We start from the raw sequence: 23,284 nt of genomic DNA, 5'->3' as shown, positions 1-23,284 counted from the left end.
CAAGAGCATGAGCGACAACAGCCTGCGTCTGGTGTGGGTCTACCCCGACCTGCTCAGCACGTACGGAGACCAGGGCAACGCCCTCGTCGTGGAGCGCCGGGCCCGCCAGCGCGGCCTGGACGTGCAGCGCGTGGACGTGCGCAGCGACCAGCCCATCCCCACCTCGGGCGACATCTACCTGATCGGCGGCGGTGAGGACCGTCCGCAGCGCCTGGCCGCGGAGCGGCTGCTGCGCGACGGCGGTCTGGAGCGGGCCGTCTCGAACGGGGCGATCGTCTTCTCCGTCTGCGCCGGCTACCAGATCCTCGGCAAGGAGTTCGTCAACGACCAGGGCCAGCGCCAGGAGGGCCTCGGCCTGCTCGACGTGGTCACCCTGCGCGGTGAGGGCGAGCGGTGCGTCGGCGACGTCCTCGCCGACATCGACCCGCGCCTGGGCCTGCCGCAGCTGACGGGCTTCGAGAACCACCAGGGCGTCACGCACCTCGGCCCGACGGCGAAGCCGTTCGCCCGGGTGACGATGGGCCGCGGCAACGGCACCGGCGACGGCACCGAAGGCGCCTACAACGACACGGTGTTCGGCACCTACATGCACGGTCCCGTGATGGCCCGCAACCCGCAGATCGCGGACCTGCTGCTGAAGCTGGCCCTCGACGTGAACGCGCTGCCGGCCATAGACGACCGGTGGTACGAGGCGCTGCGCGCGGAGCGCATCGCGGCGGCGACGCAGCCCGTCTAGCACCCTCGCGGACCGCTCATCGGGGCGGCCCCCGCACCATGTGTTCGGCCCGGTTTTCCCTAGGGGGAACCGGGCCGATGTCGTTTTGTACGACGATCACGACCAGCATGTGGAGGATGGTTCAGCGCACCTCCAAACCGCTTGTAGGGTGGCCGTAGTTCCAACCGGACGACGTGGTCCGGTCGTCGGCCCACGTTGCAAAGGTCTCTTCTGCCATGCGCATAGGTGTGCTCACTTCCGGTGGCGACTGCCCCGGCCTCAACGCCGTCATCCGCTCCGTCGTGCACCGTGCCGTCGTCGACCACGGCGACGAGGTGATCGGCTTCCACGACGGCTGGAAGGGCCTGCTGGAGGCGGACTACCGCAAGCTCGACCTCGATGCCGTCGCCGGCATCCTCGCCCGTGGCGGCACCATCCTCGGCTCCTCCCGGGTCCAGCCCGCGCACCTGCGCGACGGTGTCGAGCGCGCCCGGGGGCACGTCGCGGACCTCGGCCTCGACGCGATCATCCCGATCGGCGGCGAGGGCACTCTGAAGGCCGCGAACCTGCTCGCGCAGGCCGGGCTGCCGATCGTCGGCGTCCCGAAGACCATCGACAACGACATCGCCTCCACCGACGTCACCTTCGGCTTCGACACCGCCGTCGGGGTCGCCACGGAGGCGCTCGACCGGCTGAAGACCACCGCCGAGTCGCACCAGCGCGTGATGGTCGTCGAGGTCATGGGCCGCCACACCGGCTGGATCGCCCTGCACTCCGGCATGGCGGCGGGCGCGCACGCGATCGTCGTTCCGGAGCGCCCCTTCGACATCGACGAGCTGACGGCGATCGTCGGCGAGCGCTTCTCGGCGGGCAAGCGGTTCGCGATCGTCGTGGTCGCCGAGGGCGCCAAGCCGAAGCCCGGCTCGATGGCCTTCGAGGAGCGCGGCAAGGACATCTACGGCCACGAGCGGTTCGCCGGCATCGGCAACCTGCTGGCCGTCGAGCTGGAGAACCGCCTGGGCAAGGAGGCCCGGCCGGTGATCCTGGGCCACGTCCAGCGCGGCGGCACGCCCACCGCGTACGACCGGGTCCTCGCCACCCGTTTCGGCTGGCACGCGGTGGAGGCGGCGCACCGGGGCGAGTTCGGCATGCTGACCGCGCTGCGCGGCACGGACATCGTGATGGTGCCGCTCGCCGAGGCGACCTCGACCCTGAAGACGGTCCCGGCCGAGCGCTACGACGAGGCCCAGACGGTCCTCTGACACGTGTCCGGCATCCCTGTCGGACGCCCCTTTTGTCATGAGCCGCCCCCGCGCGCACGAGCGTACGGGGGCGGCACTACTGTGGTGGGGCAGCACAGTCGAGGGAGTGGACAGATGGATCACAGCGGGCACGGCATGGACATGAACATGGACTTGCCGCCGTTCACTCTCGGGCGCGGGCTGGAGTTCTCCTTCGACGCGTTCTTCCTGTTCGGCTCGCTGCTGGGGCTCGCCCTGTACGGGTGGGGCGTGCTGCGGCTGCGCCGGCGGGGGGACTCCTGGCCGCTGGGCCGGACCATCGCGTTCACCGTGGGCGTGCTGACCGTGATCCTGGTGATGTGCACCAAGCTGAACGACTACGGCATGGTCATGTTCAGCGTGCACATGGTGCAGCACATGGTGATCAGCATGATCACCCCGATCCTGGTGCTGCTGGGCGCCCCGGTGACGCTGGCGCTGCGCGCGCTGCCGCCCGCCGGCCGTGGCCGCAAGGGCCCGCGCGAGCTCCTGCTGGCGCTGCTGCACAGCCGGTACATGAGGGTGATCACCCATCCGGCGTTCACGATCCCGATGTTCATCGCGAGCCTCTACGCGCTGTACTTCACCCCGCTCTTCGACTTCCTGATGGAGAGCCGCACGGGGCACATCGCGATGATGGTCCACTTCTTCGCGGTCGGCCTGATCTTCTTCTGGCCGATCATGGGCATCGATCCCGGTCCGCACCGTCCGGGCTACGTCATGCGGATGCTGGAGCTCTTCGCGGGCATGCCCTTCCACGCCTTCTTCGGCATCGCCCTGATGATGGCGAGCCAGCCGATGATCAAGACGTACGCGAACCCGCCGGCCTCCCTCGGCATCGATCCGCTGCTCGACCAGCAGTGGGGCGGCGGCATCGCCTGGGCGTTCAGCGAGATCCCCTCGGTGCTGGTCCTGATCGCCCTGATCTACCAGTGGTACCACTCGGAGCAGCGGGCTGCGAAGCGCTCCGACCGGGCCGCCGACCGCAACGGCGACCAGGAACTGGAGGCGTACAACGCGTATCTCGCCTCGCTCCAAGCGCGTGGCCAGTAGCGAAAGCCGGCATCCGCGCGCCACCATGGGGCATGACCGGATCCGTTAAGGCGATGGCAGTCATGACCTTCGCCGCACTGGTGGCCGTCGCCACGTACTCCGTGGTCCTCGGCAGCAACGGCTGGCTGTGGTTCGGCTGGGTGGTCCTGGGGCTGCTGACGGCGGGGATGGCCGCCTCGCGCAGTTCCTGAGGAAGGTCACCACCGCCCCCTCCATCCCGCGACTCACCGTCCGTAGACTGGCCGTGACAACGGGATACCGACAGGAGCGGCCTGGTGTTCTACCACTTGCTCAAGCACGTGTTCCTCGGCCCCCTGCTGCGGCTGCTGTTCCGGCCGCGGATCGAGGGGCTGGAGAACATCCCGGCGGAGGGCGCGGCGATCGTCGCGGGCAATCACCTGTCGTTCTCCGACCACTTCCTGATGCCCGCGATCCTGGCGCGGCGGATCACCTTCCTGGCGAAGGCCGAGTACTTCACCGGTCCGGGGATCAAGGGCAGGCTCACCGCCGCGTTCTTCCGCAGCGCCGGGCAGATCCCCGTGGACCGGTCGGGCAAGAACGCCGGCCAGGCGGCCCTGCGCGAAGGGCTGGGGGTACTGGCCAAGGGCGAGCTGCTGGGCATCTACCCCGAGGGCACCCGCTCGCACGACGGCCGGCTCTACAAGGGCAAGGTGGGCGTGGCCGCCATGGCTCTCGGCGCGGGGGTGCCGGTCGTGCCCTGCGCGATGGTGGGCACCTTCGAGATCCAGCCGCCCGGGCAGCGGATCCCGAACATCCGGCGGGTGACGATCCGCTTCGGCGAGCCGCTGGACTTCTCCCGGTACGCCGGGATGGAGGGCGAGCGCGCCGTCCTGCGCGCGGTCACCGACGAGATCATGTACGCGATCCTCGGCCTGTCCGGGCAGGAGTACGTCGACCGGTACGCGGCCGAGGTCAAGGCCGAGGAGGAGGAAGCGCGGAAGAAGGCCCGGCGCTCGACGCGCTGAGCCTTCTCCCGCTTCACGGGTCACGCGGGGGCTGCCCGCCTCCCCGTCCTCAACGGACGGCGGGGAGCTCCTCGCGCGCCGGGAGTGCGGCCGGGGCCGCGTCCAGCGAACGGGCGGCCGCCGCGGCCGGGGCCACCGGCGTGGCGTGCGGGGCGCACGTCACGTCCTTGGCATCGACCTTGCCGGTCAGCAGGTAGGTGTCCACCCGCGTGTTGATGCACGGGTTCTTCAGGCTGGTGACACCGTGCGAGCCGGCGTTCTGCTCGGTGATCAGCCGCGAGCCGGCGAGGCTGCGGTGCAGCTCGACCGCGCCCTTGTAGGGGGTGGCCGCGTCCCGCTCGGACTGGACGATCAGGACCGGCGGCAGACCGCGCTTGGCGCCGACCTGGATCGGGGTGCTCTGCTTGGCCCTCCAGGTCGCGCACGGCAGGTTCATCCACGCGTTCGACCAGGTCAGGAACGGGTACTTCTCGTGCAGCTTGGTGTTGTCCCGGTCCCACTTGGACCAGCTGGTGGGCCACTTCGCGTCGGCGCACTCGACGGCGGTGTAGACGGCGTTGCTGTTCTCCGACGCCGCGTTGCCCTTGGTGTCCGACATGTCCGGGGCGATGGCGTCGATGAGCGCCTGCTCGTCGCCGGCCGCCCAGGCCGCGAAGGTCTGGGCGACGGGCACCCAGGAGGAGTCGTAGTACGGGGCGCCCTGGAAGAAGCCGATGAGCTCGGCCGGGCCGACGATCCCGCCGAGCGGGTTGGCCTTGGCCTTGCCGCGCAGCTCCTGCCACTTGGCCTCGACCTTCGCACGGGTGTCGCCGAGGTGGAAGACGGCGTCGTTCTTGGCGACCCAGTCCTGCCAGTCGTTCCAGCGCATCTGGAAGGCGACGTCCTGGCCGAGGTTGGCCTCGTACCAGATGTTGTCCTGCGACGGGTCCACCACGCTGTCGACGATCATGCGGCGCACGTGGGTCGGGAAGAGGGTCGCGTAGACCCCGCCCAGGTAGGTGCCGTAGGAGACGCCGAGGTAGTTCAGCTTCTTCTCGCCGAGGGCGGCCCGGACGACGTCGAGGTCGCGCGCGGTGTTCGGCGTGGTCATGTGCGGCAGCATCTCGCCGCTGCGCTCCTTGCAGCCGTCCGCGTATTCGGCGGCGAGCTTGCGCTGGGCGCGCTTGTCGGCCTCGCTGTCCGGGACCGGGTCGGCCTTGGGGGCCTTGACGAACTCCTGCGGGTCGATGCAGGAGATGGGCGCGGAGTGGCCGACACCGCGCGGGTCGAAACCGACGAAGTCGTAGGCCTTGGAGGCGTTGACCCACAGCGGGCTCTTGGTGGTGACCCGGCGCGGGAAGCGCATGCCGGAACCGCCGGGGCCGCCGGGGTTGTAGACGAGGGCGCCCTGGCGCTCCTCCTTGGTGCCCGTGCTGCCGATCCGGTCGACGGCGATGTCGATGGTCTTGCCGTAGGGCTTCGCGTAGTCCAGCGGGACCTTCACCCAGCCGCACTGGATGGGCTTCTCCAGGCCCCAGTCCGCCGGGCAGTCCTTCCATTCGATCCCGGTACGGGAGGCGCGCGCGGCGGCGATCTGCACGCCGAGCGACTCCGGGAGCCGGAATTCCTGGTCGGCCGGCGCCGCGGCGGCCGGCGGAGCGAGGAGCAGGCCGGCGGCCAGCGTGCCGGTGATCAGTGTGGCGGCGCTCCCCAGCGCCGCGTTGCGTATCACGTGTGTTGTTCCCCCTGCGTCAGGTACCGCCGTGGGCGGCCGGGTTGGCCGCTTCGGTCGTCGGCGTGCAGGGGGATCCTGACGTCTGCGCCCGCCCCGGCGACAGGGCGGGGTCGACTTCTTTGCCAACCCGATAACCGGACAGGCGTGTACCGCTGAGCGGTGCCCGATTCGTCCCGCGTTCAGCGGGCGTAGGTGCGGCAGGCCGCGTCGAGGACCTCGCGCAGCCTCAGGGCGTCCCCGGCCAGGGCCGTCACGAGGACGGCGGGCCCGGGCAGCGCGGTCGCGACGGCGTACTCCCCCAGCACCGCGGCCGGGGGCGGGTCCTGCGCGAAGGCCGGGTCCACGACGAGGAGTTGGCCGACCGCGCGGTGACCGGCCAGTCCGGCCGGCCCGTCCCAGCCCCCGGGAGCGCCGGGACCGCACGCGAGGTCCTGGTCCAGCAGGGGCCGGCCGCCGCGGGTGACGGTGAGCCGGCTGCGCAGCAGACCGGGCGGCTCCCCGTGGCGTCCCAGCACCTGCTCCTCGCGCAGCAGCAGGCGTGCCGTGGGCGCGAGCCGGACGCGGGTGCGCACCCGCAGGTCGCTGCCGCGGACCGAGACGAGGGGCTCCGGCAGCCACCGCACCGAAGCCCCGTCCTCCAGGTCCAGCTCCACCTCGTAGCGCGCGGGCTCGCCGGTCCGGCCGGGCAGGGCCAGGGTGGCCGCCGCCGAGGCCAGGGCCAGGCGGGCGCCGGGTCCTGCGGTGGCGCGGACGGTGAGGTGGTCGCCGCCCAGCGGCGCGCTCATGGCGCCGACGAGCACCACCCCGGCCTCCTCCGGCTCCCGGCCGCGGGTGCGGCGCAGGGCGAGCGGGCCCTCCCCGGCGAGCAGGGGCAGCGCGGTCCCGCCCCTCCCGTCGGCCACGGCGTGGATGCGGGCGGTGGCCCGCACTCCTGCGGGGGGCGGGGGGACGGGGGGTGCGGTGGTCACCGTACCGTCCAGGCGGCGATCCGCCGGCGGACCCAGTCGGCGACCGGGGCGACGCCCTCGGGGCCGCGCAGCGACTGGAAGGCGACGGGCAGTTCGCCGCGCTGCTCGGCCGCGTCGCGGGCCATCCGGCCGAGGTCGGAGCCGACGTGCGGGGCGAGGTCGGTCTTGTTGACGATGAGGAGGTCGGCGGTGGTGACGCCGGGGCCGCCCTTGCGCGGGATGTCGTCGCCGCCGGCCACGTCGATGACGAAGATCTGGGCGTCGACGAGGCCGCGGGAGAAGGTGGCGGTGAGGTTGTCCCCGCCGGACTCGACGAGGATCAGGTCGAGCGGGGCGTGCTCGCGGAAGGCGTCCTCCAGTTCCTCGACGGCTTCCAGGTTGGCGGAGATGTCGTCACGGATGGCGGTGTGCGGGCAGGCCCCGGTTTCGACGGCGGTGATCCGCTCCGGCGGCAGGACCGCCTCGCGGAGCAGGAACTCGGCGTCCTCGCGGGTGTAGATGTCGTTGGTGACCACCGCCATGGACAGGTCGGTGCGCAGGGCGCGGCACAGGGCGGCGACGGTGGCGGTCTTCCCGGAGCCGACGGGTCCGCCGAGTCCGATGCGCAGGGCGCGCCGGGTGCCGTCGGCGCGCAGCGGTGCGGCGCTGTGGGTGTGCCGGTGGGGTTGGGCGACGGCGTGGTCGAGGTGCATGGGAGGGCTCCCGGGGGTCGAAGGGGTGCGGTGGCGTGGTCAGGAGGCGAACAGGCGTACCGGCCAGCCGGCATGGACCTCGGCCGCGATCTCCAGCAGGGGGGAGGAGGCCGCGGGCAGGGCCTCGGTGCCTTCCCGCAGCGCCCGGTGCGCGGCCTCGGCGGCCCGGGCCGCGACGGAGTCGAGCTCGGGGGCGAGCCGGGCCAGTACCCCGCTCGCCTCGAAGGGGTCCAGGCCGAGCAGCCGCACGGTGGCGGTCGCCGGTCCGCCGACGCTCTCGTACGCCGCCACGTGCGCGGCGTCGAGCGGCCCGAGCCCGGCCGCCCGGGCGGTGAGGCCGAGCACCACGGGCTGGTGGGCGCCGCGCGGGAACGCGGCGGCGAGCTGCTGCAGTCCGGGGTCGGGCCAGGTGGCCCGCGCGGCCCGCAGCAGCTGGCGGCCCAGTCGCCGCGCCGCGGTGCGCAGCGCGGGAGACGGGGTGCGGGCGTCGGCCGCGGCGTCGAGCAGGGCCGGGTCGATCCCGAGGGCGGCCGCGGCGGCGAGGGCCGCCGCGGTGAGCCCGGCGGTGTGCAGCCGGCCCCGGCAGAAGTCCTCCAGGGTGGCCGCGTCGTGGATCCGGCCCGCCTTGCAGGCGGCCTCCGCCCCGCCGGAGTGGGCGTGGCCCCCGGCGGGGAAGCGGCCGTCCGCGAGGACGAGCAGCGCGGCGAGGCTCATGTGGCGGGGCCCATCAGAAGAGGAAGTAGCGCTGGGCCATGGGCAGTTCCGCGGCGGGCGCGGGTTCCACCGCCTCGCCGTCGATGGTGACGGTGAAGGTGTCGGCGTCGACCTCGACCCGCGGCATGGCGTCGTTGTTGCGCATGTCGGCCTTGGTCACCTTCCGCGTGGTCTCTATGGCGGTGAACCGCTTGCCGAGTCCGAGCCGTTCGGGCAGGCCGTCGTCGAGCGCGGCCTGGGCGGTGAAGTTCAGCGAGTTCAGGCCGGGCGCACGGCCGTGGCTGCCGAACATCGGCCGGGGCAGGACGGGCTGCGGGGTGGGGATGGAGGCGTTGGCGTCGCCCATCTGCGCGTAGGCGATCTGGCCTCCCTTGATGACGAGTTCGGGCTTGACCCCGAAGAAGGCGGGGTTCCACAGCACCAGGTCGGCGAGCTTGCCCGTCTCGACGGAGCCGACGTCGCGGGCGATGCCCTGGGCCACGGCGGGGTTGATCGTGTACTTGGCGACGTAGCGGCGGGCCCGGTGGTTGTCGGCGGGGCCGTCGCCGGGGAGGAAGCCGCGCCGCCGCTTCATCACGTGGGCGGTCTGCCAGGTGCGCAGCACCACCTCGCCGACGCGTCCCATGGCCTGGGAGTCGGAGGAGATGATGGAGATGGCGCCGAGGTCGTGCAGGACGTCCTCGGCGGCGATCGTCGAGGGCCGGATGCGGGATTCGGCGAAGGCGAGGTCCTCGGGGACGGCCGGGTTGAGGTGGTGGCAGACCATCAGCATGTCGAGGTGTTCCTCGACGGTGTTGACGGTGTGCGGCCGGGTGGGGTTGGTGGAGCTGGGCAGGATGTTCGGCTCGGAGACCACGGTGATGATGTCGGGTGCGTGCCCGCCGCCCGCGCCCTCGGTGTGGTACGAGTGGATGGTCCGCCCGGCGATGGCCGCGAGGGTGTCGGCGACGAAGCCCGCCTCGTTGAGCGTGTCGGTGTGGATGGCGACCTGTGCGCCGGTCTCGTCGCAGACGCCCAGGCAGGCGTCGATGGCGGCGGGGGTGGCGCCCCAGTCCTCGTGGATCTTGAATCCGAGCGCTCCGCCGCGCAGTTGGGAGTGCATGGCCTCGCGGGAGGTGGTGTTGCCCTTGCCGAGGAGGCCGATGTTGACCGGATGGGACTCCAGCGCCGCGAACATCCGGGCCAGGTGCCAGGGCCCGGGGGTGACGGTGGTGGCCTTGGTGCCCTCGGCGGGTCCGGTGCCGCCGCCGACCAGGGTGGTGATCCCGGAGGCGAGGGCCTCGTCGATGACCGTCGGGGAGATGAAGTGCACGTGGGCGTCGATGGCGCCGGCGGTGACGATCTTCCCGTTGCCCGCGATGATCTCGGTCTCGGGGCCGATGACGAGTGCGGGGTCGACGCCGTCCATGGTGTCGGGGTTGCCGGCCTTGCCGATGCCGCAGATCCGGCCGTCGCGGATGCCGAGGTCGGCCTTGACGATGCCCCAGTGGTCGAGGACCACCACTCCGGTGATCACGGTGTCGGGGGCGCCCTCGGCCCGGGTGGTGCGGGCCTGGCCCATGGACTCGCGGATCACCTTGCCGCCGCCGAAGACGGCTTCGTCGCCGGAGCGGCCGGGGCCGCCGCCGAGGTCCTGTTCGATCTCGACGAAGAGGTCGGTGTCGGCGAGCCGGATCCGGTCCCCGGTCGTCGGCCCGAAGAGGTCGGCGTACACCTGGCGGGAGATCTCAGCCATCGAGCGGCCCTCCGGTCTCCCCGCGCAGTCCGGGTACGGTCCGCGAGCCCGCCAGCGGGACCAGCTCCACCGACGCCGGGATGCCCGGCTCGAAGCGGACGGCGGTGCCGGCGGCGATGTTGAGCCGGAGCCCGTGGGCCGCGGCGCGGTCGAAGTCGAGGCCGGGGTTGGCTTCGGCGAAATGGTAGTGGGAGCCGACCTGGACCGGCCGGTCGGCGGAGTTGAGCACGGTGAGACGGGTGACGGGACGGCCCTCGTTGAGGAGTACCGGGCCCTCCCCGAAGGCGATTTCGCCGGGGATCATGCGCGGGTGCTCCTTGTCAGACGATGGGGTCGTGGACCGTGACGAGTTTGGTGCCGTCCGGGAAGGTCGCCTCGACCTGCACGTCGTGGATCATCTCGGGGATCCCCTCCATGACGTCGGCGCGGCCCAGCACGGTGCGGCCGGAGGCCATCAGCTCGGCCACCGTCCGGCCGTCGCGGGCGCCTTCGAGGATGTGCGAGGTGATCAGCGCCACCGCCTCGGGGTGGTTGAGGCGTACTCCGCGCGCCCTCCGCCTCTCGGCCACGTCCGCGGCCACGTGGATGAGCAGTCGCTCCTGTTCGTGCGGTGTCAGTTGCACTCGTATTCACCAAGCTTCCGGGACAAGATCGACTTTGCGCCGGGGCGACCCTAGCGGCCCTCAACACTTTGTTGACCTGCACGTTTCCGACCCAAGCGTCTCTTGTCCCAACGCAGGGGAAGGCTTTCCGTTCCGCCCACCGCAGCTTTGCCGGCTCATGGGTGATCATTGGTGGTCGCACGTGACCGCCACGTTAAGGGCGGCGTTTTTCCATCGGGTTAACCCACGTTTCGGGCAGGCACCCGGTTCGGGCCGGCGGCGCGCCGGCTCCGACTTCCGTATACGGGCCGGTCGGCGCGTGGGGCGGTCAGCAGCCCCCGGCGGCCGCGGCCGGTGCGCCAACGGTCCAGGGCAGCGCGATCCACACCGTCTTGCCGCCGTCCTCGGTGGGCGTGACCGAGAGCCGGCCGCCCGCCTCCACGGCGAGCCAGCGGATGATGACCATGCCCCGGCCGTTGTCCTGCTGGACGGCGGCGGGCAGCCGCCTGGGCCAGCGCGGGTGACTGTCGGTCACCCCGACCCGGAGCCACTCCTCGCGCTCCAGACGGATGTCGACGGTGAAGGTGGGCGACTGGCCGAAAGTGTGCTGCACGGCGTTGGTGGCGAGTTCCGAGACGATCAGCCGGACGCTGTCGGCGGTCTCGGCGTCATCGGGCAGTCCCCACTCCCCCAGCACTTCCGCGACGTAGCGCCGGGCAGCGGCCACCGAGGCGGGATCGCTCGGCAGAGTGACGGATGCTTCCTGGTGGTCTGCCATGGCGACGTCCCTTTCCCACCGGAGCGGGAAAGCCCCGGATCTGTGCTGGACGCCAGAGTGCCACCCATCGTGCCGCCACATCAGCCTTTCCCCAAAGATATGCATATATCTGTCGCCCGTTGCAGTGAACTCTGCTACGGAAGAGCGTATTTGGACGGCAGACTGGTGCGAGCTGTGCCGGTGGAAGGAGGCGGGTGTGCAGCACGGTCCCGCGGTGCGTCGGCGCAAGCTCGGCGAGGAACTGCGTGCCCTGCGTGACCGGTCCGGTCTCACCAGTGGTGAGGCCGCCCGGCTCGTGGGATGGCACCAGTCGAAAATCAGCCGTATCGAGACGGGTCGCAGCGGCGTGAAACCGGAGGACATCCGGCTGCTCCTCGACGCCTACGGGGAGTTCGTGAGTCCGGAGCAGCGGGCGCTCCTGGAGGCCCTGTCGGCCTCGGCCGCCGGCCCCGGACCGGGCGGCGACACCGGGCGGGGGCGCCAGTGGTGGCACGACTACCGGGGGCTGCTGCCGCAGGAGTACCGGGACTTCATCAGCCTGGAGGCGGGGGCCCGGTCGGCCCGTACGGTGGAACTGTCCGTGGTGCCGGGGCTGTTGCAGACCCCCGACTACGCGCGGGCCGTGACCCGGGCCGCGCTCGGCGGCCTTCCGGAACCGAAGGTGGACGCGCTGGTCGAGGTACGGCTGGCCCGGCAGTCGGTGCTGCGGGCCGACCCGCCGCTGGAGCTGAGCGCGGTGCTGGACGAGGCGGTGCTGCGCCGGCAGATCGGCGGGCCCGGGGTGATGGCGGAGCAGCTGCGGCACCTGGCCAGGGTGGCGCGGCTCCCCCAAGTGAGCCTCCAGGTACTGCCGTTCAGCGTGGGCGGCCATCTCGGCCTCACGGGACCGTTCGTCATTTTCTCATTTACGAACATCGCCGATCTGGATGTGGTGGTACTCGACCATTTGACGAGTAGCCTCTATCTGGAGCGGAAGGAAGACCTAGAGGCGTACGGCGCCGCGTTCCGCACCATTCAGGCGCACGCCCTCCCGCCCCAGGACTCGTCGGAACTCATCAGCTCACTCGCTGACGACGCGTAGAGGAGGCACCCCCGTGTCCGCAACCCCCTTAAGCACCAGCGGACTTCTGATCAGAGCTGCGCGGTGGCGGCGGAGCAGCCGCAGCACCGGGATGAACAACTGCGTGGAAGCGGCCGTCCTCGGCGACGGTCTGCTGGCCGTCCGCGACTCCAAGCGGACGGACGGCCCGGCCGTGCTCTTCACCGGGCCGGCCTGGGACGGCTTCCTCGCCTCCGTACGGGCGGACGCGCACGCGTCCGTCTAGCGTTCCGTGGCCCCGGCGGGCGCGGTCGCGATGATCGTCCCGACCGCCCGATCGATCTCGTCCCCCGTGAGGTCGGCCCGGGCCGTCAGCCGCAGCCGGGAGATGCCGTCCGGCACCGACGGCGGGCGGAAGCATCCCACGGACAGACCTGCCTCGCGGCAGTCGGCGGCCCAGCGCAGTGCCGCCGAAGCCGACGGGGCCCGTACCGACACCACGGCCGCGTCCGGCCGGGCCGCGGTCAGGCCGGACGCGGTGAGCCGCCCGTACAGCCGGTCGGCCACCTCGCGGGCGCGGCCGGCGCGCTCCGGTTCCCGCCGGAGCAGGCGCAGGCTCGCGAGCGCCGCGCCCGCGGCGGCCGGGGCCAGTCCGGTGTCGAAGATGAAGGTGCGCGCCGTGTTGACCAGGTGCCTGATCACCTTGGCCGGGCCGAGCACGGCACCGCCCTGGCTGCCCAGCGACTTCGACAGCGTCAGGGTGGCGACCACGTAGGGAGCGCCGGCGAGCCCGGCCGCGTGCAGCGCACCCCGGCCGCCCTCGCCCAGGACGCCGAGTCCGTGGGCGTCGTCCACGAGCAGCGCCGCGCCCTCGTCGCGGCAGGCGGCGGCGTATCCGGCGAGCGGGGCGGCGTCGCCGTCGACGGAGAACACCGAATCGCTGACCAGCAGGGCCCGGCCCTCGTGCGCGGCGAGCGCCTTGCGCGCGGCGTCCGGGTCGGAGTGCGGGACCACCGCGGTCTCGGCGCGCGAGAGCCGGCAGCCGTCCACGATGGAGGCGTGGTTGCCGGCGTCGGAGACGACGAGCGTGCCCCAGTCGCTGAGCGCCGTGACGGCGGCGAGGTTGGCCGCGTACCCGGAGGACAGCACGAGCGCCGCCTCGAAGCCGCAGAAGGCGGCCAGCTCCCGCTCCAGTTCCGCGTGCAGTTCGGTGGTGCCGGTGACGAGACGGGAACCGGTGGCCCCCGCGCCCCAGCACTCGGCCGCCTCGCGGGCCCCCCGGACGGTCTCGGGGTGCCGGGACAGGCCGAGGTAGTCGTTGCTCGCGAGGTCCAGCAGCGTCGACACCGGCGGCCGGGGGCGCAGGGAACGGACCAGTCCGGCCTGCTCCCGCGCGCGCTCCGCGGCGTCGATCCAGGCGAAGACGTCCGAGGGGTCGGGAGTGTGCTGGGGCATCGGCGTGTCCTCGTGTTTTGTCGGCAGTCCACAGACCTGCCCGACCCTAGTCCCCGCGACTTGTCCGCCAGGTGTGGTGATACACACACACCCATCCGGCCATGTTGTGCGATCTCTCCTTGGCCGCGATGGGTCGAGTGGGACAGGATCGGGTCCATGGACCTGCTGAACACCCTGGTGGACAAGGGGCTGCGGCGTGAGCTGCCGACCCGCGAAGAAGCGCTCGCCGTACTGGCGACTTCTGACGACGAACTGCTCGACGTGGTGGCCGCGGCCGGCAAGGTGCGCCGCCAGTGGTTCGGGCGTCGGGTCAAGCTGAACTACCTGGTCAACCTGAAGTCGGGCCTGTGCCCGGAGGACTGCTCCTACTGTTCCCAGCGCCTGGGCTCGAAGGCCGAGATCCTCAAGTACACGTGGCTCAAGCCGGAGGAGGCCTCCCAGGCGGCCGCCGCGGGCGTCGCGGGCGGGGCCAAGCGGGTCTGCCTGGTCGCCAGCGGCCGCGGTCCGACGGACCGGGACGTGGAGCGCGTCGGCAAGACGATCGAGGCGATCAAGGAGCAGAACGAGGGCATCGAGGTGTGCGCCTGCCTCGGCCTGCTCTCCGACGGCCAGGCGGAGAAGCTGCGCGAGGCCGGCGCCGACGCCTACAACCACAACCTGAACACCTCCGAGGCCACCTACGGCCAGATCACCAAGACCCACACCTACGCCGACCGCGTGGACACCGTGGAGAAGGCGCACGCGGCGGGCCTGTCGGCCTGCTCCGGCCTGATCGCGGGCATGGGCGAGACCGACGAGGACCTCGTCGACGTGGTCTTCTCGCTGCGCGAGCTGGACGCCGACTCGGTCCCGGTCAACTTCCTGATCCCCTTCGAGGGCACTCCGCTGGCCAAGGAGTGGAACCTCACCCCGCAGCGCTGCCTGCGGATCCTGGCGATGGCGCGGTTCGTCTGCCCCGACGTCGAGGTCCGGCTGGCGGGCGGGCGCGAGGTGCACCTGCGCTCGCTGCAGCCGCTGGCGCTGAACATCGTCAACTCGATCTTCCTGGGTGACTACCTCACCAGCGAGGGCCAGGCCGGTCAGGCCGACCTCGACATGATCGCGGACGCCGGTTTCGAGGTGGAGGGCGCCGGTACGACGACCCTTCCCGCGCACCGCTCCGACCTGGCGGACGCCGCCCCCTCCGGCGGCGGCTGCGGTTCCAACGGCGGCGCTTCGCTGTGCGGTTCGGGCGCGGGCGCGGCTTCGGCCGGGGACGAGGCCGCGGGCTGCGGCTCGGCGTGCGGCGGCTGCTCGGGCCACGCGCACGCGGAGGCCACGCCGGTGCCGGCGCAGCCGGCGCAGGCCGAGCCCGGCGCGCTCCGGTCGGACCTGGTGGCGGTACGCCGCCGCGGCGCGGGGACGGACATCGCCCCCAATGCCTGATCAGCCCCAATCGCGGTCGGCCGGCGCGGAACTGCTCGCGCTGGACCGGCAGCACGTCTGGCACCCGTACGGCCCGATGCCCGGGCGGCAGGAGCCGCTGGTCATCGACTCCGCCTCGGGGGTGCGGCTGAGACTCGCCGACCCGTCCCAGGGAGAGGGCCACGACGAGCTGGTCGACGGCATGTCCTCCTGGTGGTCGGCCATCCACGGCTACAACCACCCGGTGCTCAACGAGGCCGTGACCGCGCAGCTCGGCCGGATGTCGCACGTGATGTTCGGCGGGCTCACCCACGAGCCCGCCGTCCGGCTCGCCGCGAAGCTCGTCGAGATCACCCCGGCGGGGCTGGAGCACGTCTTCCTCTCCGACTCGGGTTCGGTGTCCGTCGAGGTCGCCGTCAAGATGTGCCTCCAGTACTGGCGTTCGCTCGGGCACACGGGCAAGACCCGGCTGCTGACCTGGCGCGGCGGCTACCACGGGGACACCTGGCAGCCCATGGCCGTGTGCGACCCCGAGGGCGGCATGCACGAGCTGTGGCAGGGACACCTGCCGCGGCAGGTCTTCGCGGACGCGCCGCCCGGCGGCTTCGACACGCCCGTGGATCCCGCGTACGCCGACCACCTGCGCGACAAGATCGCCGCGCACGCGGACGAGCTGGCCGCCGTGATCGTGGAGCCGGTGGTGCAGGGCGCGGGCGGCATGCGCTTCCACCACCCCGGCTACCTGCGGGTGCTGCGCGAGCTGTGCGACGAGTACGGGGTCCTGCTGATCCTGGACGAGATCGCCACGGGCTTCGGCCGCACCGGCGCGCTCTTCGCGGCGGACCACGCGGGGATCACCCCGGACGTGATGTGCCTGGGCAAGTCCCTGACCGGTGGCTACCTCACGCTGGCGGCGACCCTGTGCACGGAGCGGGTGGCCGACGGGATCTCCCGCGGCGAGGTCCCGGTGCTCGCGCACGGGCCGACCTTCATGGGGAACCCGCTGGCCACGGCGGTGGCGCTGGCCTCCGTGGAACTGCTGCTCGGCCGGGACTGGGAGCTCGACGTCAAGCGGATCGAGGCGGGGCTGCGCGAGGGCCTGGCGGCCGCGTCCGGCATCCCCGGCGTACGGGACGTACGCGTGCTCGGCGCCATCGGCGTGGTCCAGCTGGACCACGAGGCCGACGTGGCGGCGGCCACCCGGGCGGCGGTGCGCGAGGGCGTGTGGCTGAGACCGTTCCGCGATCTGATCTACGTGATGCCGCCGTTCGTCACGGGCGACGCGGACGTGAACCGTATCTGCCGCGCGGTGTGCGCGGCGGCCCAGGAAGGCTGAGAAGACCAGATGTCCGTAGTGATCGTGTCCGGGACGGGCACGGAGATCGGCAAGACCGTGGTCACCTCGGCCGTCGCGGCGGCGGCCGTGGCCGCGGGCCGCTCGGTGGCGGTGCTCAAGCCGGCGCAGACCGGTGTCGGCCCGCAGGAGCCGGGGGACGCGGCGGAGGTGGTGCGGCTGGCCGGCCCCTCCGTCACGGCGATGGAACTGGCCCGCTATCCGGAGCCCCTGGCACCGGACACCGCCGCCCGGCGCGCGGGGCTGCCGACGCTGGCCCCGGCGCAGATCGCCGAGGCCGCCCGGCGGCTGGCCGAGGACCACGACCTGGTCCTCGTGGAGGGTGCGGGCGGACTGCTCGTGCAGTTCGACGAGTCGGGCCACACGCTGGCCGACGCCGCACGGCTGCTGGGCGCCCCGACCCTGATCGTCGCCCAGGCGGGTCTGGGCACGCTCAACTCCACGACCCTCACGGCGGAGGCCCTGCGGGCCCGGGGCCTGACCCCGCTGGGAGTGGTGGTCGGCAGCTGGCCGCACTCCCCGGACCTGGCGGCCCGCTGCAACCTGGCGGACCTCCCGAAGTCCTCGGAGCTGCCGCTGCTGGGCGCGGTCCCGGAGGGCTCGGGCACCCTTGCGCCGGAGCGCTTCCGCGCCGAGGCCCCCTCCTGGCTGGCGCCGCCCCTGTCGGGCACCTGGTCGGCGGAGTCCTTCCTGACCACCTGGTCCCCTCCGGCCTTCACGACCATCGGCGCCTGAGCCCCGGAGCCCCGGAGCCCCGCCGCCCCCAGCCCCGCCGGCGTTTGAGGCGCGGGGTCCGGGGCGGAGCCCCGGTTTCCGAGCCCCGCCGGCGATCGCGGCGCGGGGCCCGGGGCTCCCGCCCCTCAGGACCGTGGCCCCGGCGGCGAGCCGACCGGCTTGACCCACCGCGTCCACTGCTCCTGCGGCCCGTACCCGGCCGCCTCCCACGCCGGGTGCGCCCGCTCGTTGCGGTCGAGCACCATCGCGTCGGCCCGCCGCCCGCCCAGCGCCGCGAACCGCTCCTCGGCGGCGGCCAGCAGCGCCGTGCCTGTCCCCCGCCGCCGGTGCCCCGGGTGCACGGCGAGCCGGTAGAGGTGACAGCGCCAGCCGTCGAAGCCGGCGATCACGGTCCCGACGAGCTCTCCGTCGCGGCGCGCGAGCAGCAGCGCCCGCGGGTCCCGTTCGTGGAGCCGCTCGACGCCCGCGAGGTCGTCGCTGATACTCGTGCCCTCGGCGGCGGTCTTCCAGAAGTCCAGTACGGCGGGGAGATCACCGGCCGACGCGGGGCCGATATGAAGATCGCTCATGTCCCGATCCCATCACCCGGCCGCGCTCCGCCAAAAGAATGATCCGCCCGCTTTGCTTGTCCTTTACCATGTGGTGACAGTCCCTCTTGAGTGAAAGGTGTGTGAGCGTCCGCCCATGGGCGAGCCTCCCAGTCCACGACATCCCGCCTCACGACGTCCGCGTTCGCGCCCGCCGCGTCCGCGACATCGCGCGATCCCCCTCCTCCTGGCCGATCATGGGACGGAGGTGATCGACCGATGACCGAGGTCCTCCTGCTCGTCGTGGCACTGCTCCTCTGCCTTGCCTGTGGAGTCTTCGTCGCGGCCGAGTTCTCGCTCACGACCGTCGAGCGCAGCGAGCTCGAGCGGGCCGCCGAGCGCGGTGAGCGCGGTGCCGACAGCGCCCTGGCGGCCGTCCGCACCCTCACCTTCCAGCTCTCCGGCGCCCAGCTCGGCATCACCGTGACCGGCCTGGTCATCGGCATGATCTCCAAGCCGTCGATCGCCGCCCTGCTCCAGGGGCCGTTCGAAGCCATCGGCCTGTCGGCGGGCGTCGCGTCCTCCACCGCCCTGGTCCTCGGGACCGTGCTGTCCACCGTCGTCCTGATGGTCGTCGGCGAGCTGGTCCCGAAGAACTGGGCGATCTCCTCCCCGCTGGCGATCGCCAAGCGGGTGGCGACCTTCCAGCGGGTCTTCAGCCGTGCCTTCAAGCCGCTGATCAGCCACCTCAACACCACCGCGAACCACCTGGTGCGCCGCTTCGGGATGGAGCCGACCGAGGAGCTGGCCTCCGCGCGCACCCCGCAGGAGCTGGTGGCCCTGGCCCGGCACTCCGCCAAGCAGGGCGCCCTGGAGAAGGACACGGCCGAGCTGTTCGTCCGGACCCTGAACCTGGCCGACCTGACCGCGGAGAACGTGATGACCCCGCGCGTCCAGGTCACCGCCCTCGACGTGCAGACCACCGCCGAGGACGTGGCGAACGCGACGATGGCCACCGGCCTGTCCCGCTTCCCCGTCTACCGCGGAAGCCTCGACACCGTCGTCGGCACCGTCCACATCAAGGACGTGCTGGCGCTGCCCGCCGAGGAGCGGCGCCGCCGTCCGGTGTCGCAGCTCCTGCGCGAGCCCCTCCTCGTACCGGAGTCGCTGACCGTGGACCGGCTGCTGGACCGGCTGTCCGGCAAGCAGACCATGGCCGTGGTCATCGACGAGTACGGCGGCACGGCCGGTGTGGCCACCCTGGAGGACATCGTCGAGGAGGTCGTCGGCGAGGTGCGCGACGAGCACGACCCGCACGAGACCCCCGACCTCGCCCCGGCCGGTACGGACGACTCCGGACGGCAGCTCTACTCAGCCGACGGCGCCGCGCGCACCGACCAGCTCCGGCGGATCGGGCTGCGGGTGCCGGACGGCCCGTACGAGACCCTGGCCGGCCTGATAGCGACCGAGCTGGGCCGGATCCCGGCCGTCGGCGACAGCCTTGAGATGGACGGCTGGCGCCTGGACGTGGTGGACGACATCGGGCGCCGGGCGGCGCGGGTGCTGCTGCACGCGCCCGTGGGGTCCACCGACGGGACGGAGGACGCGCGATGACCGTGATCCAGCTGTTGATCGGCCTGGCGACCCTGGTCGTGAACGCCTTCTTCGTCGGCGCGGAGTTCGCGCTGATCTCGGTCCGGCGCAGCCAGATCGAGCCGTACGCCGAGCAGGGCGACCGGCGGGCCCGCGCCGTCCTGTGGGGGCTGGAGCACGTGTCGGCGCTGATGGCGGCGGCGCAGCTCGGCATCACCCTGTGCACGCTGGTGCTGGGCGTGGTGGCCGAGCCGGCCATCGCGCATCTGCTGACGCCGCTCTTCGACCTGGTCGGGGTTCCGTCCGGGCTGACCCACGCCATCTCCTTCGTGGTGGCGCTGGCGCTGGCGACGTACCTGCACATGCTCTTCGGCGAGATGCTGCCGAAGAACGTGGCGCTGTCCGAGCCGGTGCGCACGGCGCTGGCGCTGGGGCCGCCGCTGGTGACCCTCACCCGGGCGCTGCGGCCGGTGATCTTCGCGATCAACGCCTTCGCCAACGCCCTGCTGCGGCTGCTGCGGGTGGAGGTCAAGGACGAGGTCGCGGCGACGTTCTCGGACGACGAGCTGGCCCGGATGGTGAAGGACTCCAGTGACGCGGGGCTCCTCGACGACCGGGCGAGCGAGCGCCTGCACGACGCCCTGGAACTGGGCCGGCGGCCCGTGACCGACGTGGTGCTGCCGGCGGAACGGGTGATCTCGGCCCGCGAGGGCATCACCCCGGCCGGGCTGGAGCGGTTGTCGGCCGAGAGCGGGTACTCCCGCTTCCCCGTGGTCGACGCGCAGCAGGGGATCCTGGGCTACCTGCACGTGAAGGACGCCCTGGACGCGGACGGGGAGTCGCGCGACGAGCCCTTCCCGGCGTCGGCGCTGCGCCCCATCGCACAGGTGCGGGCGGAGACCCCGCTGGACGACGTGCTGACCGCGATGCGGCGCAGCCGCACCCACCTGGCGGCGGTCCTGGGGGCGGAGGGCGCCATGACGGGCCTGGTGACGATGGAGGACGTGCTGCGGGAGCTGTTCGGAAGGCCGGCCTCCGCGTAGTGCCCGGGGCGCGGTGCCCCGGCCTTGCGGGCAGGGTCGGGGTACCGCGCGGTAACATCACTCCGCCATGGAGATGAATGCGTCTTACACCAGTTTCGTCGCGGTCGGCGACTCCTTCACCGAGGGAATGTCCGACCTCCTGCCCGACGGCTCCTACCGCGGCTGGGCCGACCTGCTGGCCGCCCGTCTCGCGGCGCGCGAGCCGGACTTCCGCTACGCGAACCTCGCGGTCCGCGGAAAGCTCATCGGACAGATCGCGCAGGACCAGGTCCCCGTGGCGGCCGCGATGGGCGCCGACGTGGTGACCCTGGTGGGCGGGCTGAACGACGCGCTGCGCCCCAAGGTGGACATGGGCCGGGTCCGTGACCATCTGGAGGCGTCGGTGGAGCTCCTCGCACCCTCCTGCAAGAAGCTCGTCCTGATGCGCTCCCCGGGGCGCAACGGGCCGGTGATGGAACGCTTCCGTCCCCGCATGGAGCAGCTGTTCGCCACCATCGACGAGCTCGCCGCCAAGCACGGCGCCCTGGTGGTGGACCTCTACGGCGCTCCCGTCCTCGCGGACCCCCGGATGTGGGACGTCGACCGGCTGCACCTGACCCCCGACGGCCACCGCCGGGTGGCGGAGGCGGTCTGGCAGACCCTGGGCCTGCCCTCCGAGCTGGACTGGCGTACCGAACTGCCCGTCGCCGAGCCGCCCGGCTGGACGGCGCGACGGTCGCAGGACCTGAGCTTCGCCCGGCAGCACCTGCTCCCGTGGATCGGGCGCCGCCTGACGGGCCGATCCTCCGGGGACGGCCGCCCGGCCAAGCGCCCCGAACTGCAGCCGTACGGGGACGCGCCGCTCTCGTAGCAAGGCACAATCACGAGCGGTCGCCCGACCTGCGTAAACACACAGCGGCGGCCCAAGTAGAATCCCTACACGTGACTGCCAAGCCCCGCATCCCCAATGTCCTGGCCGGCCGCTACGCCTCCGCGGAGCTCGCCGTCCTGTGGTCCCCCGAGTACAAGGTGACGCTGGAGCGGCGGCTGTGGCTCGCCGTGCTGCGCGCCCAGAAGGACCTCGGTATCGAGGTCCCGGACGCGGCCCTCGCCGACTACGAGCGCGTCCTGGAGACGGTCGACCTCGCCTCCATCGCCGAGCGCGAGAAGGTCACCCGCCACGACGTGAAGGCCCGCATCGAGGAGTTCAACGACCTCGCCGGCCACGAGCACGTCCACAAGGGCATGACCTCACGCGACCTGACCGAGAACGTCGAGCAGCTCCAGATCCGCCTCTCGCTGGAGCTGGCCCGCGACCGTACGGTCGCCGTTCTCGCCCGCCTCGGCAAGCTGGCCGGCGAGCACGCCGAGCTGGTCATGGCCGGCCGCTCCCACAACGTGGCCGCGCAGGCGACCACCCTGGGCAAGCGCTTCGCCACCGCGGCCGACGAGCTGCTGGTGGCCTACGACCGCCTGGAGAACCTCCTCGACCGCTACCCGCTGCGCGGCATCAAGGGCCCCGTCGGCACCGCCCAGGACATGCTCGACCTGCTCGGCGGCGACACCGCCAAGCTGGCCGACCTGGAGCAGCGGATCGCGACCCACCTCGGCTTCGCGCACGCCTTCACCTCGGTCGGCCAGGTCTACCCGCGCTCGCTCGACTACGACGTGGTCACCGCGCTGGTCCAGCTGGCCGCCGCCCCGTCCTCGATCGCCAAGACGATCCGCCTGATGGCCGGCCACGAGCTGGTCACCGAGGGCTTCAAGCCCGGCCAGGTCGGCTCCTCCGCGATGCCCCACAAGATGAACACCCGCTCCTGCGAGCGCGTGAACGGCCTGATGGTCATCCTGCGGGGTTACGCCTCGATGACCGGCGAGCTGGCCGGCGACCAGTGGAACGAGGGCGACGTCTCCTGCTCCGTGGTCCGCCGCGTGGCCCTGCCGGACGCCTTCTTCGCCTTCGACGGCCTGCTGGAGACCTTCCTGACGGTCCTGGACGAGTTCGGCGCGTTCCCCGCGGTCGTCGCCCGCGAGCTGGACCGCTACCTCCCCTTCCTCGCGACCACCAAGGTCCTGATGGGCGCGGTGCGGGCCGGCGTGGGCCGCGAGGCCGCCCACGAGGTCATCAAGGAGCACGCGGTCGCCTCCGCGCTCGCCATGCGCGAGCAGGGCGCCGAGCGCAACGAGCTGCTGGACAAGCTGGCCGCCGACGAGCGGATGCCGCTGGACCGGGCCCAGCTCGACGCGCTGATGGCGGACAAGCTGTCCTTCACCGGCGCCGCGGGCGACCAGGTCGCGACGGTGGTCTCCCGCATCGAGGCGATCGCCAAGCAGCACCCGGAGGCCGCCGGATACGCGCCGGGGTCGATCCTCTGACCCCCGAAGAGCTGGCCGCCGCCCGCGACCGCGTCCTCCCGGACGTGGTCGCGGGCGGTCTGCGTGTGCTGTTCTGCGGCATCAACCCCGGTCTCCTCTCCGCCGCTACGGGCCACCACTTCGCCCGCCCCGGCAACCGCTTCTGGCCGGTCCTGCACCTCTCGGGCTTCACCCCGCGCCGGCTGGCCCCCGCGGAGCAGGAGGAACTCCTGACCTACCGCCTCGGCATCACCAACGTCGTGGCCCGCGCCACGGCCCGGGCCGACGAGCTGAGCGCCGAGGAGTTCCGCGAGGGCGGCCGCATCCTGACGGCCAAGGTGGAACTGCTGCGCCCCCAATGGCTGGCCGTGGTCGGCGTCACGGCCTACCGCACGGCCTTCGGCGAGAGGAAGGCGCAGATCGGCCCCCAGGAGCGCACCATCGGCTCCACCCGCATCTGGGCCCTCCCCAATCCCAGCGGGCTCAACGCCCACTGGACCGCCGAGACAATGGCCCAGGAGTACGCCCGCCTCCGCGAGGCCGCGACTCCCCCCGACTGACGG

At 72.4% G+C, this 23,284-nt stretch carries 25 protein-coding genes; 15 read left to right on the top strand and 10 right to left on the bottom strand.

Annotation, left to right across the window (positions count from 1 at the left end; translation table 11 throughout):
• Window positions 1-7: 7 nt before the first annotated feature.
• The 5 genes from IG86_RS0114650 (at window position 8) to IG86_RS0114630 (ending at window position 4,034) form a co-directional block, all read left to right on the top strand.
• Window positions 8-736, top strand: coding sequence for a type 1 glutamine amidotransferase (locus tag IG86_RS0114650; protein ID WP_030820597.1), 729 nt, complete (start codon window positions 8-10; stop codon window positions 734-736).
• Between the two features lie 215 nt (window positions 737-951).
• A complete protein-coding gene (locus IG86_RS0114645; RefSeq protein WP_030660435.1) occupies window positions 952-1,977 on the top strand; it encodes a 6-phosphofructokinase in 1,026 nt (341 codons plus the stop codon).
• 114 nt (window positions 1,978-2,091) lie between these two features.
• Complete coding sequence (locus IG86_RS0114640; protein WP_030820595.1) at window positions 2,092-3,048, top strand: cytochrome c oxidase assembly protein; 957 nt, start codon at window positions 2,092-2,094, stop codon at window positions 3,046-3,048.
• A 53-nt stretch (window positions 3,049-3,101) separates the two neighbouring features.
• Complete coding sequence (locus tag IG86_RS43570; RefSeq protein ID WP_167751147.1) at window positions 3,102-3,239, top strand: hypothetical protein; 138 nt, start codon at window positions 3,102-3,104, stop codon at window positions 3,237-3,239.
• An 84-nt stretch (window positions 3,240-3,323) separates the two neighbouring features.
• A complete protein-coding gene (locus IG86_RS0114630; RefSeq protein ID WP_030820593.1) occupies window positions 3,324-4,034 on the top strand; it encodes a lysophospholipid acyltransferase family protein in 711 nt (236 codons plus the stop codon).
• Between the two features lie 49 nt (window positions 4,035-4,083).
• Here IG86_RS0114630 and IG86_RS0114625 read toward each other — a convergent pair whose 3' ends face one another.
• The 8 genes from IG86_RS0114625 to IG86_RS0114590 form a co-directional block, all read right to left on the bottom strand.
• Complete coding sequence (locus IG86_RS0114625) at window positions 4,084-5,745, bottom strand: alpha/beta hydrolase (RefSeq protein ID WP_045937003.1); 1,662 nt, start codon at window positions 5,743-5,745, stop codon at window positions 4,084-4,086.
• A gap of 182 nt (window positions 5,746-5,927) precedes the next feature.
• Window positions 5,928-6,716, bottom strand: a complete 789-nt coding sequence (locus IG86_RS0114620) for an urease accessory protein UreD (RefSeq protein WP_053631260.1) — start codon at window positions 6,714-6,716, stop codon at window positions 5,928-5,930.
• Window positions 6,713-7,408 (bottom strand): urease accessory protein UreG, encoded by a 696-nt coding sequence (gene ureG, locus IG86_RS0114615; RefSeq protein WP_030820585.1) that lies wholly within the window; start codon window positions 7,406-7,408, stop codon window positions 6,713-6,715. The genes IG86_RS0114620 and ureG overlap by 4 nt, the downstream gene beginning before the upstream one ends.
• Before the next feature lie 39 nt (window positions 7,409-7,447).
• Window positions 7,448-8,122, bottom strand: a complete 675-nt coding sequence (locus IG86_RS0114610) for an urease accessory protein UreF (protein ID WP_030820584.1) — start codon at window positions 8,120-8,122, stop codon at window positions 7,448-7,450.
• Between the two features lie 13 nt (window positions 8,123-8,135).
• Entirely contained in the window at window positions 8,136-9,857 is a 1,722-nt protein-coding gene (locus IG86_RS0114605) for an urease subunit alpha (protein ID WP_030820583.1), read from the bottom strand.
• Window positions 9,850-10,161, bottom strand: a complete 312-nt coding sequence (locus IG86_RS0114600; protein WP_030820582.1) for an urease subunit beta — start codon at window positions 10,159-10,161, stop codon at window positions 9,850-9,852. Before IG86_RS0114600 ends, IG86_RS0114605 begins: the two co-directional genes overlap by 8 nt.
• Before the next feature lie 16 nt (window positions 10,162-10,177).
• On the bottom strand, window positions 10,178-10,480 hold the full coding sequence (locus tag IG86_RS0114595; protein WP_030820581.1) for an urease subunit gamma: 303 nt from the start codon (window positions 10,478-10,480) through the stop codon (window positions 10,178-10,180).
• A 307-nt stretch (window positions 10,481-10,787) separates the two neighbouring features.
• Window positions 10,788-11,237, bottom strand: coding sequence for an ATP-binding protein (locus IG86_RS0114590; RefSeq protein WP_030658432.1), 450 nt, complete (start codon window positions 11,235-11,237; stop codon window positions 10,788-10,790).
• A gap of 196 nt (window positions 11,238-11,433) precedes the next feature.
• Here IG86_RS0114590 and IG86_RS0114585 point away from each other — a divergent pair, with 196 nt between their 5' ends.
• Both IG86_RS0114585 and IG86_RS0114580 read left to right on the top strand, forming a co-directional pair.
• A complete protein-coding gene (locus IG86_RS0114585; RefSeq protein ID WP_030820580.1) occupies window positions 11,434-12,318 on the top strand; it encodes a helix-turn-helix domain-containing protein in 885 nt (294 codons plus the stop codon).
• Between the two features lie 13 nt (window positions 12,319-12,331).
• A complete protein-coding gene (locus tag IG86_RS0114580) occupies window positions 12,332-12,562 on the top strand; it encodes a DUF397 domain-containing protein (RefSeq protein ID WP_030820578.1) in 231 nt (76 codons plus the stop codon).
• Here the strand turns inward: IG86_RS0114580 and IG86_RS0114575 are convergent.
• Window positions 12,559-13,731: an 8-amino-7-oxononanoate synthase gene (locus IG86_RS0114575; protein WP_030897112.1), complete on the bottom strand. Its 1,173-nt coding sequence runs from the start codon at window positions 13,729-13,731 to the stop codon at window positions 12,559-12,561. The two genes, IG86_RS0114580 and IG86_RS0114575, sit on opposite strands and share 4 nt — an antisense overlap.
• Window positions 13,732-13,887: 156 nt before the next feature.
• On the opposite strand from IG86_RS0114575, the gene bioB reads away from it, so the two are divergent.
• The 3 genes from bioB to bioD are packed head-to-tail and all read left to right on the top strand — an operon-like array spanning window position 13,888 to window position 17,224.
• On the top strand, window positions 13,888-15,156 hold the full coding sequence (gene bioB / locus IG86_RS0114570) for a biotin synthase BioB (RefSeq protein ID WP_030820566.1): 1,269 nt from the start codon (window positions 13,888-13,890) through the stop codon (window positions 15,154-15,156).
• Entirely contained in the window at window positions 15,149-16,471 is a 1,323-nt protein-coding gene (locus tag IG86_RS0114565) for an adenosylmethionine--8-amino-7-oxononanoate transaminase (RefSeq protein ID WP_030820561.1), read from the top strand. Before bioB ends, IG86_RS0114565 begins: the two co-directional genes overlap by 8 nt.
• Before the next feature lie 9 nt (window positions 16,472-16,480).
• Window positions 16,481-17,224: a dethiobiotin synthase gene (bioD, locus tag IG86_RS0114560; protein ID WP_030820559.1), complete on the top strand. Its 744-nt coding sequence runs from the start codon at window positions 16,481-16,483 to the stop codon at window positions 17,222-17,224.
• A 125-nt stretch (window positions 17,225-17,349) separates the two neighbouring features.
• On the opposite strand, the gene IG86_RS0114555 is transcribed toward bioD, so the two are convergent.
• Window positions 17,350-17,793 (bottom strand): GNAT family N-acetyltransferase, encoded by a 444-nt coding sequence (locus IG86_RS0114555; RefSeq protein WP_030897106.1) that lies wholly within the window; start codon window positions 17,791-17,793, stop codon window positions 17,350-17,352.
• A gap of 237 nt (window positions 17,794-18,030) precedes the next feature.
• On the opposite strand from IG86_RS0114555, the gene IG86_RS0114550 reads away from it, so the two are divergent.
• From IG86_RS0114550 to mug, 5 genes are all read left to right on the top strand, one after another.
• A complete protein-coding gene (locus tag IG86_RS0114550) occupies window positions 18,031-19,365 on the top strand; it encodes a hemolysin family protein (RefSeq protein WP_030820556.1) in 1,335 nt (444 codons plus the stop codon).
• Window positions 19,362-20,387, top strand: a complete 1,026-nt coding sequence (locus tag IG86_RS0114545) for a hemolysin family protein (protein ID WP_030897104.1) — start codon at window positions 19,362-19,364, stop codon at window positions 20,385-20,387. The genes IG86_RS0114550 and IG86_RS0114545 overlap by 4 nt, the downstream gene beginning before the upstream one ends.
• A gap of 67 nt (window positions 20,388-20,454) precedes the next feature.
• Entirely contained in the window at window positions 20,455-21,237 is a 783-nt protein-coding gene (locus IG86_RS0114540) for an SGNH/GDSL hydrolase family protein (protein WP_030897102.1), read from the top strand.
• 71 nt (window positions 21,238-21,308) lie between these two features.
• Window positions 21,309-22,742, top strand: a complete 1,434-nt coding sequence (purB, locus tag IG86_RS0114535) for an adenylosuccinate lyase (RefSeq protein ID WP_030820550.1) — start codon at window positions 21,309-21,311, stop codon at window positions 22,740-22,742.
• Entirely contained in the window at window positions 22,739-23,281 is a 543-nt protein-coding gene (gene mug, locus IG86_RS0114530; RefSeq protein WP_037942478.1) for a G/U mismatch-specific DNA glycosylase, read from the top strand. Before purB ends, mug begins: the two co-directional genes overlap by 4 nt.
• The last annotated feature ends 3 nt before the right edge of the window (window positions 23,282-23,284 follow it).

It is taken from the genome of Streptomyces virginiae, from assembly GCF_000720455.1.
In the GTDB taxonomy this organism is placed as follows: Bacteria; Actinomycetota; Actinomycetes; order Streptomycetales; family Streptomycetaceae; genus Streptomyces; species Streptomyces virginiae.
This window is presented reverse-complemented; position numbering and strand designations above follow the sequence as displayed.

Coding starts and splice junctions, on each gene's coding strand:
- IG86_RS0114650 (WP_030820597.1), top strand. CDS start 8: ATGAGCGACAACAGCCTGCGTCTGGTGTGGGTCTACCCCGACCTGCTC.
- IG86_RS0114645 (WP_030660435.1), top strand. CDS start 952: ATGCGCATAGGTGTGCTCACTTCCGGTGGCGACTGCCCCGGCCTCAAC.
- IG86_RS0114640 (WP_030820595.1), top strand. CDS start 2,092: ATGGATCACAGCGGGCACGGCATGGACATGAACATGGACTTGCCGCCG.
- IG86_RS43570 (WP_167751147.1), top strand. CDS start 3,102: ATGGCAGTCATGACCTTCGCCGCACTGGTGGCCGTCGCCACGTACTCC.
- ureG (WP_030820585.1), bottom strand. CDS start 7,408: ATGCACCTCGACCACGCCGTCGCCCAACCCCACCGGCACACCCACAGC.
- IG86_RS0114610 (WP_030820584.1), bottom strand. CDS start 8,122: ATGAGCCTCGCCGCGCTGCTCGTCCTCGCGGACGGCCGCTTCCCCGCC.
- IG86_RS0114605 (WP_030820583.1), bottom strand. CDS start 9,857: ATGGCTGAGATCTCCCGCCAGGTGTACGCCGACCTCTTCGGGCCGACG.
- IG86_RS0114600 (WP_030820582.1), bottom strand. CDS start 10,161: ATGATCCCCGGCGAAATCGCCTTCGGGGAGGGCCCGGTACTCCTCAAC.
- IG86_RS0114590 (WP_030658432.1), bottom strand. CDS start 11,237: ATGGCAGACCACCAGGAAGCATCCGTCACTCTGCCGAGCGATCCCGCC.
- IG86_RS0114575 (WP_030897112.1), bottom strand. CDS start 13,731: ATGCCCCAGCACACTCCCGACCCCTCGGACGTCTTCGCCTGGATCGAC.
- bioB (WP_030820566.1), top strand. CDS start 13,888: ATGGACCTGCTGAACACCCTGGTGGACAAGGGGCTGCGGCGTGAGCTG.
- IG86_RS0114565 (WP_030820561.1), top strand. CDS start 15,149: ATGCCTGATCAGCCCCAATCGCGGTCGGCCGGCGCGGAACTGCTCGCG.
- bioD (WP_030820559.1), top strand. CDS start 16,481: ATGTCCGTAGTGATCGTGTCCGGGACGGGCACGGAGATCGGCAAGACC.
- IG86_RS0114555 (WP_030897106.1), bottom strand. CDS start 17,793: ATGAGCGATCTTCATATCGGCCCCGCGTCGGCCGGTGATCTCCCCGCC.
- IG86_RS0114550 (WP_030820556.1), top strand. CDS start 18,031: ATGACCGAGGTCCTCCTGCTCGTCGTGGCACTGCTCCTCTGCCTTGCC.
- IG86_RS0114545 (WP_030897104.1), top strand. CDS start 19,362: ATGACCGTGATCCAGCTGTTGATCGGCCTGGCGACCCTGGTCGTGAAC.
- IG86_RS0114540 (WP_030897102.1), top strand. CDS start 20,455: ATGGAGATGAATGCGTCTTACACCAGTTTCGTCGCGGTCGGCGACTCC.